The sequence below is a fragment of the Pararhodospirillum photometricum DSM 122 genome (assembly GCF_000284415.1).
Classification (GTDB): domain Bacteria; phylum Pseudomonadota; class Alphaproteobacteria; order Rhodospirillales; family Rhodospirillaceae; genus Pararhodospirillum; species Pararhodospirillum photometricum.
The window spans coordinates 3,013,642-3,028,542 of sequence record NC_017059.1 but is presented as its reverse complement, the minus strand read 5'-3'; the positions used below and the strand labels follow the sequence as shown (position 1 = coordinate 3,028,542).

The following is a 14,901-nucleotide window of genomic DNA, read 5'->3' as shown; positions in this document are numbered from 1 at the left end:
CCAACGGGCGCGGAAGGTCGCCCCCTCTGGAGCCGGCAGGTCACGCTCGCGCAGCCAGCCCCCCAGGCGGCGGGGCGAGCGGGACCAAACCCCGCCGGCCGGCCAGGGCGCGCAGCGCCCGGGCGCCCACGGGGGTCAGGCGATGATACAAGGCCGGGTGGCGGGTCAGCGCTCCCCAAGCGGCAATCGCCGTGCGCTGGACCACGGGCGTCAGGCCGCGACGCCACGCCTCTTCCCGGCCCAGGCGCAGCAAGGTGGGCAGGGGAATGCGCACGGGACACACCGACTGGCAGCGGCCGCACAGGGTCGAAGCCTCGGGCAGGGCTTGGGCCTTGTCGAGGCCGATCAACGCCGGGGTCAGCACCGAGCCCATGGGGCCGGGATAGACCCAGCCATAGGCATGCCCGCCCACCGCGCCATAGACCGGGCAGTGGTTCATGCACGCGGCGCAGCGGATGCAGCGCAAGATCTCGCGCGAGGACGAGCCCAGCAAGGCGCTACGGCCATTGTCGATCAACACCACGTGCAAGGCGCTGGGGCCGTCTTGTTCTGCGTCCCGGCGCGGGCCGGAAATGAACGAGGTGTAGGTGCTCATCTCCTGCCCGGTGGCCGAGCGGGCCAGCACGCGCAAGATCAGGGCAGCATCCTCCAGGGTCGGCACCACCTTTTCCAGGCTGGCCAGCACGATCTGGGTGGCGGGCAACAAGCGGGTCAGATCGGCGTTGCCCTCGTTGGTCACCAGCACCACCGTACCGGTTTCGGCCACCAGCATGTTGGCGCCGGTAATGCCGACGTCGGCCTTGAGGAAGGCGTCGCGCAGCAAGGCGCGGGCCTCGTCGAGGATCTGGCGCGGCTCGACCAGGGGGCGCTCGGGATCAAGGTCGGTATGGGCGGCCCGGAAGGCCTCGGCCACGTGTTCCTTGCGCAGGTGAATCGCCGGGGCCAGGATGTGGCTGGGCGGCTCGTGACGCAACTGGATGATGTACTCGCCCAGGTCGGTCTCGACCGGGGTGATGCCGTGGGCCTCCAGATGGTCGTTGAGCGCGATCTCCTCCGAGATCATCGACTTCGACTTGGTGACCGTGCGCGCCCCGGCGGCTCGGCACAGGTCCAAGACCACGGCGCGTGCCTCGGTGGCATCGCGACACCAGTGGACGGTGCCACCGTTGGCCGTCATCTGCGCCTCGAAGGCTTCCAGCAAGGTCGGCAGGGTGTCGAGCACATGGGTCTTGAGGTCGCGGGCCCGATCGCGCAGGGCCTCGAACTCGGGCAGGGCCTGGGCGGCGGCTAGGCGCCGCTGGCGAAAGCCGGTCTTCATGGTGCCCAGCGAAAAGCGCAGGGTCTCGTTGGTGAGAGCGGCGCGCGCCTGGGCGGCAAAGCGGTGGCTGGTGGGGATCATGACGGCGTCTCCTCACCCAGGGCCGGGCCCTCGGCCATGCCCGCCAAAACCTCGACCACGTGACGCACCCGCAAGGTCCGGCCCTCGCGCCGCGCCCGTCCGGCCAGCGACAGCAAACAGCCCAAATCGCCCCCCAACAGCGTCTCGGCCCCGGTGGCCTCGGCGGCGTCGAGCTTTTCCGAGGTCAGGCGGGCCGACAGTTCAGGAAACTTGAGACAAAACGATCCGCCAAAGCCGCAGCATTCCTCCGGCGTTGCCAACTCCCGCAGAGTCAGGCCCTTGACCTGCCCCAGCAAGCGCCGGGGCTGGGCCGAAATTCCCAAGGTGCGCAGGCCCGAACAAGAGTCATGGTAAGTCACCACCGCGTCAAAAGCGGCGTCCAGCCCGTCCCAGTTCAAAACATCGCACAGGAAACTCAGCAGCTCGTGGGTGCGCGCCGCCAGGGCCTGGGCGGTGGGATCGCCGGGCAGCAGCTCCGGGTACTGGCGGATCATGGCCGCACAACTCCCCGAGGGCACCACCACGTAGTCCACCTCGGCGAACAAGGCGATGACCTGACGCGCCAGGGCGGCGGCCTCGTCGCGCGCGCCGGCATTGAAGGCCATTTGGCCGCAACAGGTCTGGCCGGCGGGCACGACCACCCGACATCCGGCCTTTTCCAACAAGGCCGCCGTTGCGAGCCCCACCGTGGGGCGCATCAGATCGGCGACACAGGTGACGAAAACGCCCACCACGGGGGCGTTGGCGGCAGTGCTCATGATCCGTTGAACCCGTCAGGATGATCCAAAAAGGGAAGGCCGACGCTTCGGCGGCCCCAGGATGGCGAAGCCGACGCCGCTTGACAAGGCGTTCCGGGGAAACTTTAGGGATGGGAGGGGTCTGGGGAGGCCGCGCCTCCCCAGCCTTCAAGCCTTCAGCCCTGCGTCCCTGATGCGCTTTGGGCCACAACCGCTCCCCTTGGCAACAGGACCCACAAGAACCCCGGCGAGCGCATGCCCCCGGCATGCACCAAGGCCTCCTCGCCAGTCCCCCAGAACACATCACCGCGCACGGCGCCCTTGATGGCCGCGCCGGTATCCTGGGCGACCATCAGGCGGGCCACCGTCCGGCCCTGGGCGTCGGAGGTCGCGACCCACACCGGGGCCCCCAGGGGAATGTGATCCCGATCGACGGCGAGGCTACGCCCGGCACTCAGCGCCACCCCCTGCGCGCCGATCGGCCCCTCGCCTTCGACGGTTCTAAAGAAAATGTAGCGTGGGTTTTCCCGCATCAGGGCGCGGCCCTCGGCGGGATTAGCCCGCAGCCACGTGCGGATGGCGGTCATGGAGGAACCGTCGCCCAGGCCCCGCTTGCGCATCAAGGCGCCGATCCCGACAAAGGGATGGCCGTTGGAGCCGGCGAAGCCAATGCGCTGGGACCGGCCATCGGGCAGCCGCGCCACCCCCGAGCCCTGGATGTGCAAAAAGAAAACATCCACCGGATCGCGGGCCCACATCAAAACCGGGGCGATCCCTGCCAAGGCGCCGTCCTCGATCGCCGCCCGATCGGGGCGGGTCACGCCCGAGGTTTCGGTCCAGCCGGGGGGCTGGCCATAGACCGGGGTCGCGTATACAGCGCTTGGCGTGAACGAGACGTCAAGGGTCGCCTCATAATAGCCCGTGAACAGGCCTTCGGGTCCGTCGGGACCAATGACCTGCCAGGGCTGAAAGGAGCGGACCAGCGCCTCGCGCACGGTGCCGGTGCGCGAGGCTTGCTCCAAGGCCGCACAGGGCGGTCCCCAATCCCCAGCGCGGCTGCCCAGCACCGCCGGCCCCACGGGGCTCGACGCCGGCAAGGTTCGCAACCGGGCACACGAGCGCAGCAAGGCCGTGGTGGCCTCGCGCGGCTGGTCGTCGGCCCAGCCGGGCAGGGTCTCGAAGCTTGCGGGCTGGTAATGCACCCGGCCATCGCCTTGGGAGCGGGTGGGCCCCTGGGCGGCGCAGGCGGCCAGCGCCAAGGTCAGCCCCACGGCGCCGAGCCGGGCGGCACGCCGGACGACGCATGCCTGTTGGGACACGCTCACGCCTCCTCCGGCACCTGGGTCGCCACCAGTTCCCAGTTGGGATCGGCGGATCCGATGGTCCGGCAGAAGGTCCAGACGTCCGTGACCACCTCGATGTGGTTGGGGTTGCCCTCGACCACGGCATCGGCCGGATCGCGCACGGTGTTGACCTGCTCGGTCACGAACCGCACGCTGATATAGGCATCCCGGTCGCGCACATCGACGGCGGTGAAATCCACGTCCTTGAAGGACAGCAGATCGGTTTCCATGGTTTCGCCGGCCTTTTCCCGGGCCTCAATGGCCCCGGAGAAGTTGCGAAACACCTCGGGGGAGAGGAGGGGTTTCAAGGTGTCGCGGTCGCCCTTGGCATAAGCCATGAGGATCATCTGAAACGCCGAGCGCGCGCCTTGCAAGAAGGCGTCGGGCGAAAAGGATGGATCCGCAAGGCGCAGGCGGGCCAGTCCGCCCGCCACCGAGCCCGGGGTTCCCGCAGCCTGGAGGGGGGCGCGCCCGGGAAGGGCCACCACGTTGTCGCCAACGTCTTCCCCAGGGGTTAAAGGATTGGGACGCTTGCGCTCGTCGCCTGTGCGCCGTCCCAAGACGCTGCGCAGACGCAAAACCAAGAACGCAGCAACCATGGCGATAAAGATGATGTCGATATACTGAAGACCGTCGTTCATGTCCGCCCTGGGCCGGTTTTTTTTGCCGATCGGGGAACCCTACCCCATGTGAGCGTCGCGTACCACCGCTCTTCGCCGTTTGCGAGAGAGATCGTTGGCGCCTCCCGGACGGGTTCTTGGTTGCACGGGCAAGGGCCGATGCTATGGTCCCCGGGATGGACTCTAACATGGGATCGTGGGCAAAGGACGGCAAGCCATGGCATTTCTGGTTCTCTTCCTGATCTTCGTGGGCGTCCCGGTGATTGAGATCAGTCTGTTCATCAAGGTGGGCAGCGCCATCGGCGTGGTGCCCACCGTGGCGCTGACCCTCCTCACCGCGGTTGCCGGGACGATGCTGGTGCGCCATCAGGGGGTGAGCACCCTTGAAAAAGCGCGCGAGAGCGTCAATGCCGGCATTTTGCCGGTTCAGGAGCTGTTTGACGGGGCCTGTATCCTCATCGGCGGCATTTTGTTGCTGGTTCCCGGATTTTTCACCGACATCTGGGGCATCTTGCTGCTGTTGCCCCCGGTGCGGGCCGTTTTGCGCCAGTGGCTGGAGGGACACCAGGGGATGTTCATGACCCCCGCCGGTCCGGCCAGTCCGACCGCATCCCAGCCCCAGGTGATCGACGCCGAGTACCTCGACGTCACGGCGGGCGGGGTCGGCAAGGAAGAAAACCCGTGGGCGCGTCCCGCTGACCAGCCCCCCAAGGCCGACCGTTGAGAGCCGCTTCGGTGCGTGCTACCTCTGGCGGGCCGCCTCGGCGGTCGCTTTGCTCCAGTCAGGATAGGACTTCATGAGCCAGGATCCCCAAGCCAGCGGTGCCGATACCCCGCCGCTGATCATCAACGGCCAGTATATCAAGGACCTGTCCTTCGAGGTCCCCAACGCTCCCATGATCTTCACCCGCCTCGACAAGACCCCCGAGGTGTCGATCAATATTGATGTCAATGCCACCTCGGTGGGCGAAAAAGCCTTTGAGGTGGTGCTGCATTTCCAGGTCGAAAGCCGTTTTCCCGATCTGGTCGCCTTCGTGGCCGAACTGAAGTACGGCGCGGTTGTTACCCTCACCCTGCCCGAGGAGCACCTGCGCCCGATGCTGCTGATCGAGGTGCCGCGGCTGCTGTTCCCGTTTGCCCGGGGCATCTTGTCCGATGCCACCCGCGACGGCGGCTTCCCGCCCCTGATGATCCAGCCACTCGACTTCACGGCGCTGTATCGCCAGCGCTACATGGCCGAGGCGGGGAACGCCTAGACCGTGGGGTCTGGGGAGGCCGCGCCTCCCCAGCCTTTGCCTTAAGGCGTCTCGCGCAGGGTCAGGAGGGCCCGCACCGTGGCCTCGGCCCCCTCGGCCACCTGGGAAATGCGGGTGGCCAGCATGTAGCACGGGGTGGTCACGATCTTGTTGGCGCGGTCGATAACGATCTCGGTCGGCGCCGTACCCTGATGGGTGGCCCCCAGGCGCTCCAGAGCCTTGGCGGTGTCGGCATCGGTGCCGATGGTCAAGGTGCCCTTACCCAGCACCCGGGCGATCACCGCCGGGGCAATGCACAAAGCGCCGATCGGCAGGCCGGCGGCGTGGGCCTGTTTGATGGCCTGTTCCACCGAGGGATCCACCGTGCAGGCCGGGCCGTCGAAGGCAAAGCGGCTCAGGTTTTTGGCCGCACCGAAGCCGCCTGGGAAAATCAAAACATCGAAGGCTTGGGGATCGAAGGTCGCCAGATCGGCGATCGAGCCGCGCGCAATGCGGGCCGCTTCGGTGAGCACGTTGCGGCTTTCCTCGACCACCGCGCCGGTGCGGTGATCGACCACATGGGCCTGGGGAATGTCGGGGGCGAAGCACTGTGCCACCGCGCCCACCCGGTCGATGGCGAGCAAGGTCAGGACGCTCTCATGGATTTCAGCGCCATCGAAGACGCCGCAGCCGGAAAGAACCACGGCAAAGCGGGGCTTGTCTGTCATGGGGGCTCCTCCTCATAGTAAGGACACGCGCCGCTCGCGTTTCCTTTCCTTTTGCTGATACGGGGAACCCTCGCCCATGCCAAGCCCGATCCCGCCGGCCGCCGCCGCCTTGCTGGAGCGTTTTGGTCGTCTCTCGGCCCTGGAGGATGCCCTGTCCATCTTGCAGTGGGACCGGGCGGCCATGATGCCCGAGGGCGCCGCCCCCGAGCGCGCCACCCAGCTTGCCGTGTTGAGTGGCCTGCATCACGAGCTGCTGACCGCGCCCGACCTGCCCGACCTGTTGGCCGCCGCCGAGGCCGCCGCGTGGGAGGGCGTGCCGGATGCCGTGTGGCATCAGGCCAACCTCGCCGAGATCCGTCGGCGCCACGCCCACGCCACGGCCTTGCCCCGCGCTCTGGTCGAGGCCCTGTCGCACGCGTCGAGCACCTGCGAGGCGATTTGGCGCGGCGCCCGGCAGGACTCGGACTTCAAGGCGGTCCAACCCGCCCTCGAAACCCTCTTGGGGTTGGTGCGCCAAAGCGCCGAGGCCAAGGCGGCGGCCCTGGGAACCGGCCTGTACGATGCCTTGCTTGATGAATACGAGCCGGGCGGCTCCATCGCGCGCATCGACGCGCTGTTTGCCGACCTGGAAACCTTCCTGCCTGCCTTCCTCGACGAGGTGCTGGCCCATCAGGCCCGGGTGGGGGCGCCGCCCCGGCCCCAGGGTCCGTTCCCCCGCGCCCTTCAAGAATCCCTGGGGCGCGCGACCATGGCCCAGATGGGCTTCGACTTCCGCCATGGGCGCTTGGATGTCTCGACGCATCCGTTTTGCGGCGGCACCCCGGGCGACGTGCGCCTGACCACCCGCTACGACGAAGAAGATTTCCTCTCGGCCCTGTTCGGCGTGATCCATGAAACCGGCCATGCCCTCTATGAGCAGGGCCTGCCCGAGGCGTGGCGGACCCAGCCGGTGGGCCGGGCTCGGGGCATGAGTATGCACGAAAGCCAATCCCTGTTGTGGGAAATGCAGGTGGGCCGCTCGCGGGCTTGGCTGGCCCACGCCGTGCCGCTGTGGCGCGCCCATTTTGGCCGGAGCGGCCCGGCCTGGGAGGTCGATGCGGTGCGTCGGGCGGTGACCCGGGTCGAGCGCGGCTTCATTCGGGTCGAGGCCGACGAGGTCACCTACCCCGCCCATGTTATCGTGCGCACCCGCTTGGAACGGGCCCTGATCGCCGGTGACCTCGCCGTGGCCGATCTGCCGGGGGCCTGGGGGGATCTGATGGAGCGCCTGCTCGGTGTGCGTCCGCCCGACGATCGCCGGGGCTGCTTGCAAGACATCCACTGGTACGACGGCGCCTGGGGTTACTTCCCCACCTACACCCTGGGAGCCATGACGGCGGCCCAACTCTTCAGTGCTGCCCAGGAGGCCGAGCCCGGCATTCCCGCCGCCCTGGCCGAGGGCGATGGTCGGCCGCTGCTCGACTGGCTGCGCCGCATGGTTCACGCCCGCGCCAGCGTGCTGTCCACCGACGCCCTGCTGACCGAAGCGACCGGCCGGCCCCTTGATGCCGCCGTTTTCAAGGCCCACCTGCGCCGCCGCTATCTGGACGAAGCGTAAGCTCTCCCCCAACAGGCCGAGGGGCCTGGGGAGGCCCGCCTCCCCAGTCTTCCCCTTGGTTCTTTTTTGAGAACGAGTTTTATTCGCGAATGTGACCAGAACGTGTCAACGAGAAGGCGGGAGTCGCGTTGACTTGACCCCACGGAACCGGTATGCAAACCCGCATTGCCGAAAAGGGAGGCATGGTCTCGGCGGCCCCATGGGGCCCCGGGTCGGGTCGTGTCTCCTTTTGCCCCAGCCGACCCGCGCACGAGGCTGACGCCATGAAAACGCATCCCAGGCCGCTCTCCCCCCACCTTCAGGTTTACAAGCTGCACACCAAGGTTACATCGATGCTCTCCATCACGTTCCGCGTCTTCGGCGCGGTGCTGATGACGGCGGGCACGTTCTTCTTCCTGCTGTGGATCGTTGCCGCGGCGATGGGGGAAAGCGCCTTTGCGGCGATCCAGGGCTTCTATGGCTCCTGGTTTGGATATTTGGTCCTGTTTGGCCTCACGGTGGTTTTGTTCTACCACCTGACCAACGGCCTTCGTCACTTGCTCTGGGACACGGGCTTCGGCTTCGACATGCCCACGCTGCGCAAGACCGGAGCCGTGGCCATTGGCTCCGCCGTGGTGCTGTCGGTGCTGGCGTGGATCGCCGGCCTCGCCGCCGTCTGACAAGGGAGAACGTGATGTCTCTTCGTTCGTCTCTGGGCCGCGCCCGGGGTCTTGGTGCCGCCAAGGAAGGCGCCGCCTCGCACTGGATGGCCGAGCGCCTGCCCGCCATCGCCCTGGTGCCGTTGGTGCTGTGGTTTGTGTTTGTGGCGATCATTCCCAACCTGGGCGCGTCTCACGCCGAGGTGGTGGCTTTCATGGGCTCGCCCATCAACGCCGCCTTGATGCTGCTGACCGTCCTTTGTGCCTTCTACCATGGCATGCTGGGGCTGATCGTGATTCTGGAGGACTACGTCCAGAACCATACGGCGCGTAATGTCGTGGTGTTCGCGACCAAGCTGTATGCCGCCTTGGGGGCCGCGCTGGCCACCGTTTCCATCCTCAAGCTCAGCGTCGGAGGCTGACCGCAAGATGGCTTCGCACGAGATCATCGATCACGAATACGACGCGGTGGTCGTCGGCGCCGGTGGCGCGGGCCTGCGGGCGACCTTTGGTATGGTGCAAGCGGGCCTGCGTACCGCTTGCGTCACCAAGGTGTTCCCCACCCGCTCCCACACCGTCGCCGCCCAGGGCGGCATCGGCGCGGCCCTTGGCAACATGGCCGAGGACTCCTGGCAGTGGCATATGTACGACACCGTGAAGGGTGCCGACTGGCTGGGCGACCAGGACGCCATTGAATACATGTGCCGCGAGGCCATTCCGGCCGTTTACGAGCTGGAGCATGCCGGCGTGCCCTTCTCGCGCACGCCCGAGGGCAAGATCTACCAGCGCCCGTTCGGCGGCCATATGCGCAACTTCGGTGAAGCCCCGGTTCAGCGCGCTTGCGCCGCCGCCGACCGCACCGGCCATGCCATTTTGCACACGCTGTACCAGCAGTCGCTGAAGTACAAGGCCCAGTTTTTCGTCGAATACTTCGCCCTTGATCTGTTGATCGAGGACGGCGAGTGCCGCGGCGTCATCGCGTGGTGCATGGAAGACGGCAGCCTGCACCGCTTCAAGGCCCACACCACCGTGTTGGCCACCGGCGGCTACGGCCGCGCCTACTTCTCTTGTACCTCGGCCCACACCTGTACCGGCGACGGCAACGGCATGGTGGCGCGCGCCGGCCTGCCGCTCCAGGACATGGAGTTCGTGCAGTTCCACCCGACCGGCATCTACGGCTCGGGCTGCCTGATCACCGAGGGCGCGCGCGGCGAGGGCGGCTACCTCACCAATTCCAAGGGCGAACGCTTTATGGAGCGCTATGCCCCCACCGCCAAGGATCTGGCCAGCCGCGACGTGGTGAGCCGGGCCATGACCGTGGAAATCCGCGAAGGGCGCGGCGTGGGGTCGCACAACGACCACATCCATCTGCACCTGGAGCACCTGGGCGCCGACGTGCTGCATGCCCGCCTGCCCGGCATCACCGAAACCGCCAAGATCTTCGCCGGCGTCGATGCCACCCGCGAGCCCCTGCCCGTCCTGCCCACCGTCCACTACAACATGGGCGGCATTCCCACCAATTATAAGGGCGAGGTTCTGGCCCCGACCGCCGACGATCCCGACCGCGTCTTCCCCGGCCTGATGGCCGTCGGCGAATGCGCCTGCGTCTCGGTCCACGGCGCCAACCGTCTGGGCACCAACTCCTTGCTCGACCTCGTGGTGTTCGGCCGGGCCGCCGCCTTGCGCGCCGCCGAGGTCATCCGTCCGGGCCAGCCGCACAAGCCGCTCAAGTCCGATACCGACGAGATGGCTCGCACCCGCCTGGAGCGCCTGCGCAACGCCAAGGGCACCCGCCTGACCGCCGAGATCCGCGACGATCTCCAGCGCGCCATGCAGCGCGATGCCGCCGTGTTCCGCACCGCCGAGAGTCTGGCCGAGGGCTGTGCCGCCGTGGACCGCATCGCGACCACCGTCGATGACATCCGCTTGGCCGACCGCTCCTTGGTCTTCAACACCGACCTCGCCGAGGCCCTGGAGTTGGAAAACCTCATGGCTTGCGCCAAGGCGACCATCCACGGCGCCGCCGCCCGCCAGGAAAGCCGGGGCGCCCACGCCCGCGAGGACTTCCCCGAGCGCGACGATGCCAACTGGATGAAGCACTCCCTGGCCTGGATCGACGCCGGGGGCAAGGTGACGCTGGGCTATCGCCCGGTCCACACCTACACCCTCAGCCCCGACGTCCCCTACATCGAGCCCAAGGCTCGCGTCTACTAAGGCGCGGGAACGGGTAAGGATCAGACGACGGATACAGGCTGGAGGCTTCAATGGTTGAGTTTTTGCTTCCCCCCAACAGCCGCATCAAGCCGGGAAAAACCTTCCCGGCGCCGGCGGGGGCGACCAATGTGCGGGTGTTCAAGATCTACCGCTGGGATCCCGAAGAGGGCGGCAATCCGCGCATGGATACCTTCCATGTCGATATGGATGCCTGCGGGCCCATGGTTCTTGACGCCCTGATCAAGATCAAAAACGAAATCGACCCGACCCTGACCTTCCGGCGCTCCTGCCGCGAAGGCATCTGTGGCTCGTGCTCGATGAACATCGACACCAACAATACCCTCGCGTGCTTGAAGCCCATCGCCGACATCAAGGGCGATGTGGTCATTACCCCCCTGCCCCACCTGCCGGTCGTCAAGGACTTGGTGCCCGACCTGTCGCATATCTATGCCCAGTATGCGGCGATCGAGCCCTGGCTCAAGGCCGACACCCCAGCACCCCCCAACGGCGAGCGCCTCCAGAGCCCGGACGAACGCGCCGTGCTCGACGGCATGTGGGAGTGCATCTTGTGCTTCTGCTGCACCACCAGTTGCCCCAGCTATTGGTGGAACGGCGACCGCTACCTCGGCCCCGCCGTGCTCATGCAGGCCGCCCGCTGGATCTTCGACAGCCGCGACGAAGCCGCCGGCGAGCGCCTCGACCAGCTCGACGACCCGTTCCGTCTGTTCCGCTGCCACACCATCATGAACTGCACCGCCACCTGCCCCAAGGGTCTCAACCCCGGCCGGGCCATCGGTCAGCTCAAGATCAAGATGTTCCAGCGCGCGAGCTAAGCTGGAAGAAGGTAAGGCTGGGGAGGCGCGGCCTCCCCAGACCTCTCGGGGCCTTAAAAAGCCCGCTATGAAGCGTGCCGCTTGATCGCTGCCAACATGCGCCGGCGGATCAAGCCACTGACCGGGCGGATCAGCACCCAATACGGAAGAAAAGACCGCCGCGCCGCCTCATCAGGGCACAAAACGCGCGTCTGCGTCACCAGCCGGGTTCGGCCCTCCCCCGCCTCTTCCGTCTCAAACCCCAGCACCAGCTTCGCGACCCCCGCCTCCCGGAACGCCGCAAACGCCGCCGCGTCGGCGATCGGTCGCAGGCCAAAATCCAGGGCCCAAAACCGCCCCACCAGCCCATAGACCAAGGCCGTCTCGGTGCGCGCCAGCACGGTAAAGTCATCCAGCCCAAACGCCTTGGCCGCCTTCTCCCCCCGCCCCCACCACCGCCCCGGCGCCTCACGCACAGCCAGCGCCCAGCGGATCACCGGGTCACTCTCAACCCGGTAGGAGGCCACCGCCCCCACGACCGCCCCCGGCGCCGCCGCAATCGTACAGGCATGCGTCTCGCTGAACTGATACGTCGGCAAAAACTCATCCAGGATCATGGGGTGCTCCGCTCTGTGGGGTTGGCCACTCTGTGTTGAAAAAGTTAGCGCGAGTAGCTATAGTGGTGATCGGTGCGCGGTGCAAAGCCGCTCTTGGTGAGTGTACGTTGCCGGGGAAGTCCGGTGAAGAAGCCCGAAGAAAGAGAAAGAAAGGCCGGGGAGGCTCGCCTCCTCAGACCCCTCCATTCCTTTGGTCGAAGCACGGTTTAAGGCGGCTGCTTTCTGAGTGGGTCGGTGTAGCGCCTGGACGTGTCCGTGGTATCAGCAGTTCACCGAGCGTTCACTGTTTGGGCGTACTTAATTTTGTCGATGACCTGATCAGTCATGATACCCCCCTTTAGGACTCGGATCTGAGAAGGCCGAACTCTGTTTTTTAGCCCCATGTGACACACGACTGTGACGTTGGCTCTCACATAGAGCGGTTTGGACCTAAAATTATCCAAAAAATCAATGTGATGAGCAAGGGGTGCAAAAAGGACGATGGTAACATGTTTTCTAACTATTAAAAGCGCAGTGTGACATAAGGCGCTCAATGGTCGAACCGATTGAAGACATCCTGAACGATCTCGGTCCTTCGCTCTCAAGCGAACTTGCTGCCGCGCTTGTCGAACGTCTGGGGATTTCGTCAGCCGCCGCACGCCAACGCCAACGCCTATCGCGCGTGCGCGGTAATATACGGCGGCTAGCCGGCGTATATTACCGCGAAACGCGCACTTCATGTATCTGGAGAGGCAGTTCGGATCTCCAGAATATTGGCGCCGGCTCGCAACCACGTTGATTGAGAACAATTCAGCCCTGGGCTACGCGATCGCGGCGCTCCGCCAGAACGGCGGCATGGTGCCAGCCCGGCAATTCCCGATCATCAGCGGGTCTCCCGTCCGCCAACGCAAGCATCTTGCTGCTGAGACAGTGCTCCAGCGCTTGACCGAGGCGGGCCTAGTCAGGACGGTAGCTGTCCCTGGGATCGGTGAGTGCGTGGCGCTCGTACAGGACGAGGAATATTACACTGTCGGCACCGCCGAGAGGCGTGCCCGCCTCTTCACCGAGGAGATTCTTCTCTCCGCAGTTCGTGACTACCTGCGCAATCTGGGGATCGCGAGCTACAATTCGGTAAGGACCCGCACCGATCAGGAATTGCCGCAGGTCGGCACCTTTGTCTGGGACCTGAGTGCGCCCTCCTATCTGAGCGCTGTCGTCCGCTTCACACGCGAAGGTAAGCCCAAGCCGGGCTTTGTCGCCTGAGATGTCAATCTCGCTTCCGACATCACGCTCGATGGCGCCGCACCTTTCATCCGCAAGTGCGCGACCCTGCGCGTTCTGCGTAATCTCGGCCCCTGCATGCAGATCCTGATCGCTAACCGCTTCCAGAGAGACGCTCTCTTGGGACGAGCGCGGCTTATTCCACCTTCGATCCCGAGCAGTGGGACAATCTCTTCCGCATGCTGAACGCGATTAAAGGCGCGACAAACCAACTAAGGGGCGCTCTGTTCGAGTATATGGTCGCCGACATCGTGAGGCGCTTGAACCCAGGCGACGTCACGATGAACCGGATCTTCAATGTGCCGGATAAGGGTAAAGCCGAGATCGACGTCCTTATCATCCAGCCAAACCAGCGGGTCTTTGCTATAGAGTGCAAGGGCTACAGCCCGTATGGAATCATCCCGGACGAGCAGTTCAAGCGCTGGCTCCAGCACAATGTACCGACTGCCTACGCCTATATTTGTCAGCATCCAGAATGGAAAAATCTGTCCGCTCACTTTGAATTCTGGACAAGCGCACCGATCAGCGAAGATATCCTCGCGCTATTTAATAATGCTAAAGAGAAGATTAAACCCAACCGCTACACGATCGACCTTCTCGGTCCCCAGGACGTATTGAGAGTATGTGGCAATACGCGCGAGAAAAACTTGATCGAAGCCTATAAAAATCACTTCACCCCCCGGAACGGAAGCATACCGCCATTAGCGCGCCAGCGCCCACCGGCGCGGGCTACCGCGCCGGTCGAAGAGGACTGAGGCGATCTATGAAAGGTGCCAACGCGAGCCAGCCAAGATCTTTACGGCAGAATACGGCTTAGCCGAATATGCTCTGAAGCGTTCCGGCTCTAAGTAGGTCGCAGAGACACTGATTGGCGTACCGGCCTCGCCGGCTCCTCGCGAACCTGCAATGGTCACCAGGGATCCCAGTCCCGCTGGGAAATGTCCACGACATGAGGTGACGATCACCTGCATCTTGCAACACTCCCTTCAAATGGGTTTCTGAAGAGTGCGATCTGTGTTATATTAATATACAATAGGGAGGCGTAGATGCACACGACCAATCTTCGTAAAGTTGGCGGTTCGGTGATGCTGGCGGTTCCTCCGGCGCTGCTTGATGTCCTGAATTTATCCGCTGGAGGGAAAGTCGGCCTCTCGGTCGAGAATGGCCGCCTTGTCGTTGAGCCAAAGGTGCGGCGTCGTTACACCATGGCCGAGTTGCTGGCCGCCTCTGACTATTCGCAGCCACAAACGGCCGAGGATCGGGAATGGGGGGAGTCGCCTGCCGTTGGCGGTGAGCTGATATGAGCCAGACGCCGAAACGCGGCGATATCTATTGGGTCGATTTGGAGCCGACGAAAGGCCGGGAGCAACGCGGACACCGGCCCGTTCTTGTTGTGTCGCCCGATGACTTCAATCAGGCGACCGGGTTGCCGGTTGTCTTGCCCATCACGAATGGAGGTGGGTTTGCCCGGGGCCTTGGCTTTGCTGTGGCTCTTGTGGGCACGACCACCACTGGTTTGGTTCGCTGTGACCAGCCCCGCGTACTAGATCTGACGGTCCGCAACGGTCGCTGGGTGGAAACCCTGCCGCCCGACCTCATGGATGAAGTCTTGGCAAGGCTCGCCCCCCTTTTTGACTGACTCCCTTAACAGACCGAGGGGTCTGGGGAGGCCGCGCCTCCCCAGCCTTCTTTTTCTTTCCT

General features: G+C 65.2%; 17 protein-coding genes. 11 read left to right on the top strand and 6 right to left on the bottom strand.

Translation table 11 applies throughout. The annotated features are described in order from the left end of the window. Window positions 1-40: 40 nt before the first annotated feature. The 4 genes from RSPPHO_RS13540 to RSPPHO_RS13525 form a co-directional block, all read right to left on the bottom strand. Window positions 41-1,399, bottom strand: coding sequence for a lactate utilization protein B (locus tag RSPPHO_RS13540; RefSeq protein WP_014415778.1), 1,359 nt, complete (start codon window positions 1,397-1,399; stop codon window positions 41-43). Then, window positions 1,396-2,157 carry a (Fe-S)-binding protein gene (locus RSPPHO_RS13535; RefSeq protein ID WP_014415777.1) on the bottom strand — a complete coding sequence of 254 codons (762 nt, stop codon included), beginning with the start codon at window positions 2,155-2,157 and terminating at the stop codon, window positions 1,396-1,398. Before RSPPHO_RS13535 ends, RSPPHO_RS13540 begins: the two co-directional genes overlap by 4 nt. A gap of 155 nt (window positions 2,158-2,312) precedes the next feature. Next, window positions 2,313-3,455, bottom strand: a complete 1,143-nt coding sequence (mltA, locus tag RSPPHO_RS13530) for a murein transglycosylase A (protein ID WP_242390499.1) — start codon at window positions 3,453-3,455, stop codon at window positions 2,313-2,315. Window positions 3,456-3,457: 2 nt separating this feature from the next. Beyond that, window positions 3,458-4,120: a Tim44/TimA family putative adaptor protein gene (locus RSPPHO_RS13525; RefSeq protein ID WP_014415775.1), complete on the bottom strand. Its 663-nt coding sequence runs from the start codon at window positions 4,118-4,120 to the stop codon at window positions 3,458-3,460. 196 nt (window positions 4,121-4,316) lie between these two features. Between RSPPHO_RS13525 and RSPPHO_RS13520 the strand changes: the two genes are divergently transcribed. Both RSPPHO_RS13520 and secB read left to right on the top strand, forming a co-directional pair. Next, complete coding sequence (locus RSPPHO_RS13520) at window positions 4,317-4,823, top strand: FxsA family protein (RefSeq protein ID WP_069187554.1); 507 nt, start codon at window positions 4,317-4,319, stop codon at window positions 4,821-4,823. 73 nt (window positions 4,824-4,896) lie between these two features. Continuing rightward, window positions 4,897-5,355: a protein-export chaperone SecB gene (gene secB, locus RSPPHO_RS13515; protein WP_014415773.1), complete on the top strand. Its 459-nt coding sequence runs from the start codon at window positions 4,897-4,899 to the stop codon at window positions 5,353-5,355. 41 nt (window positions 5,356-5,396) lie between these two features. Here the strand turns inward: secB and elbB are convergent, their stop codons facing one another. Further along, window positions 5,397-6,062 carry an isoprenoid biosynthesis glyoxalase ElbB gene (elbB, locus tag RSPPHO_RS13510; RefSeq protein WP_014415772.1) on the bottom strand — a complete coding sequence of 222 codons (666 nt, stop codon included), beginning with the start codon at window positions 6,060-6,062 and terminating at the stop codon, window positions 5,397-5,399. A 76-nt stretch (window positions 6,063-6,138) separates the two neighbouring features. Here elbB and RSPPHO_RS13505 point away from each other — a divergent pair, with 76 nt between their 5' ends. The 5 genes from RSPPHO_RS13505 to RSPPHO_RS13485 all read left to right on the top strand — a co-directional run bounded on the left by RSPPHO_RS13505 (window position 6,139) and on the right by RSPPHO_RS13485 (window position 11,344). Then, a complete protein-coding gene (locus RSPPHO_RS13505) occupies window positions 6,139-7,659 on the top strand; it encodes a carboxypeptidase M32 (RefSeq protein WP_014415771.1) in 1,521 nt (506 codons plus the stop codon). Window positions 7,660-7,922: 263 nt separating this feature from the next. After that, on the top strand, window positions 7,923-8,318 hold the full coding sequence (sdhC, locus tag RSPPHO_RS13500) for a succinate dehydrogenase, cytochrome b556 subunit (protein WP_041797464.1): 396 nt from the start codon (window positions 7,923-7,925) through the stop codon (window positions 8,316-8,318). A 14-nt stretch (window positions 8,319-8,332) separates the two neighbouring features. Then, window positions 8,333-8,719, top strand: a complete 387-nt coding sequence (gene sdhD, locus RSPPHO_RS13495) for a succinate dehydrogenase, hydrophobic membrane anchor protein (protein WP_041795577.1) — start codon at window positions 8,333-8,335, stop codon at window positions 8,717-8,719. Window positions 8,720-8,726: 7 nt separating this feature from the next. Then, on the top strand, window positions 8,727-10,511 hold the full coding sequence (gene sdhA / locus RSPPHO_RS13490; RefSeq protein WP_041795571.1) for a succinate dehydrogenase flavoprotein subunit: 1,785 nt from the start codon (window positions 8,727-8,729) through the stop codon (window positions 10,509-10,511). A gap of 50 nt (window positions 10,512-10,561) precedes the next feature. Continuing rightward, window positions 10,562-11,344, top strand: coding sequence for a succinate dehydrogenase iron-sulfur subunit (locus RSPPHO_RS13485; protein ID WP_014415767.1), 783 nt, complete (start codon window positions 10,562-10,564; stop codon window positions 11,342-11,344). A gap of 65 nt (window positions 11,345-11,409) precedes the next feature. Here RSPPHO_RS13485 and RSPPHO_RS13480 read toward each other — a convergent pair whose 3' ends face one another. Continuing rightward, entirely contained in the window at window positions 11,410-11,940 is a 531-nt protein-coding gene (locus RSPPHO_RS13480) for a hypothetical protein (RefSeq protein ID WP_014415766.1), read from the bottom strand. A 717-nt stretch (window positions 11,941-12,657) separates the two neighbouring features. On the opposite strand from RSPPHO_RS13480, the gene RSPPHO_RS18065 reads away from it, so the two are divergent. From RSPPHO_RS18065 to RSPPHO_RS13465, 4 genes are all read left to right on the top strand, one after another. After that, window positions 12,658-13,182, top strand: a complete 525-nt coding sequence (locus RSPPHO_RS18065) for a hypothetical protein (RefSeq protein WP_014415765.1) — start codon at window positions 12,658-12,660, stop codon at window positions 13,180-13,182. A 197-nt stretch (window positions 13,183-13,379) separates the two neighbouring features. Continuing rightward, a complete protein-coding gene (locus RSPPHO_RS18060; protein WP_051013886.1) occupies window positions 13,380-13,955 on the top strand; it encodes a nuclease-related domain-containing protein in 576 nt (191 codons plus the stop codon). A 291-nt stretch (window positions 13,956-14,246) separates the two neighbouring features. Next, complete coding sequence (locus RSPPHO_RS13470; RefSeq protein ID WP_014415764.1) at window positions 14,247-14,504, top strand: AbrB/MazE/SpoVT family DNA-binding domain-containing protein; 258 nt, start codon at window positions 14,247-14,249, stop codon at window positions 14,502-14,504. Next, window positions 14,501-14,839 (top strand): type II toxin-antitoxin system PemK/MazF family toxin, encoded by a 339-nt coding sequence (locus RSPPHO_RS13465; RefSeq protein ID WP_041795570.1) that lies wholly within the window; start codon window positions 14,501-14,503, stop codon window positions 14,837-14,839. Before RSPPHO_RS13470 ends, RSPPHO_RS13465 begins: the two co-directional genes overlap by 4 nt. Window positions 14,840-14,901 lie beyond the last annotated feature (62 nt).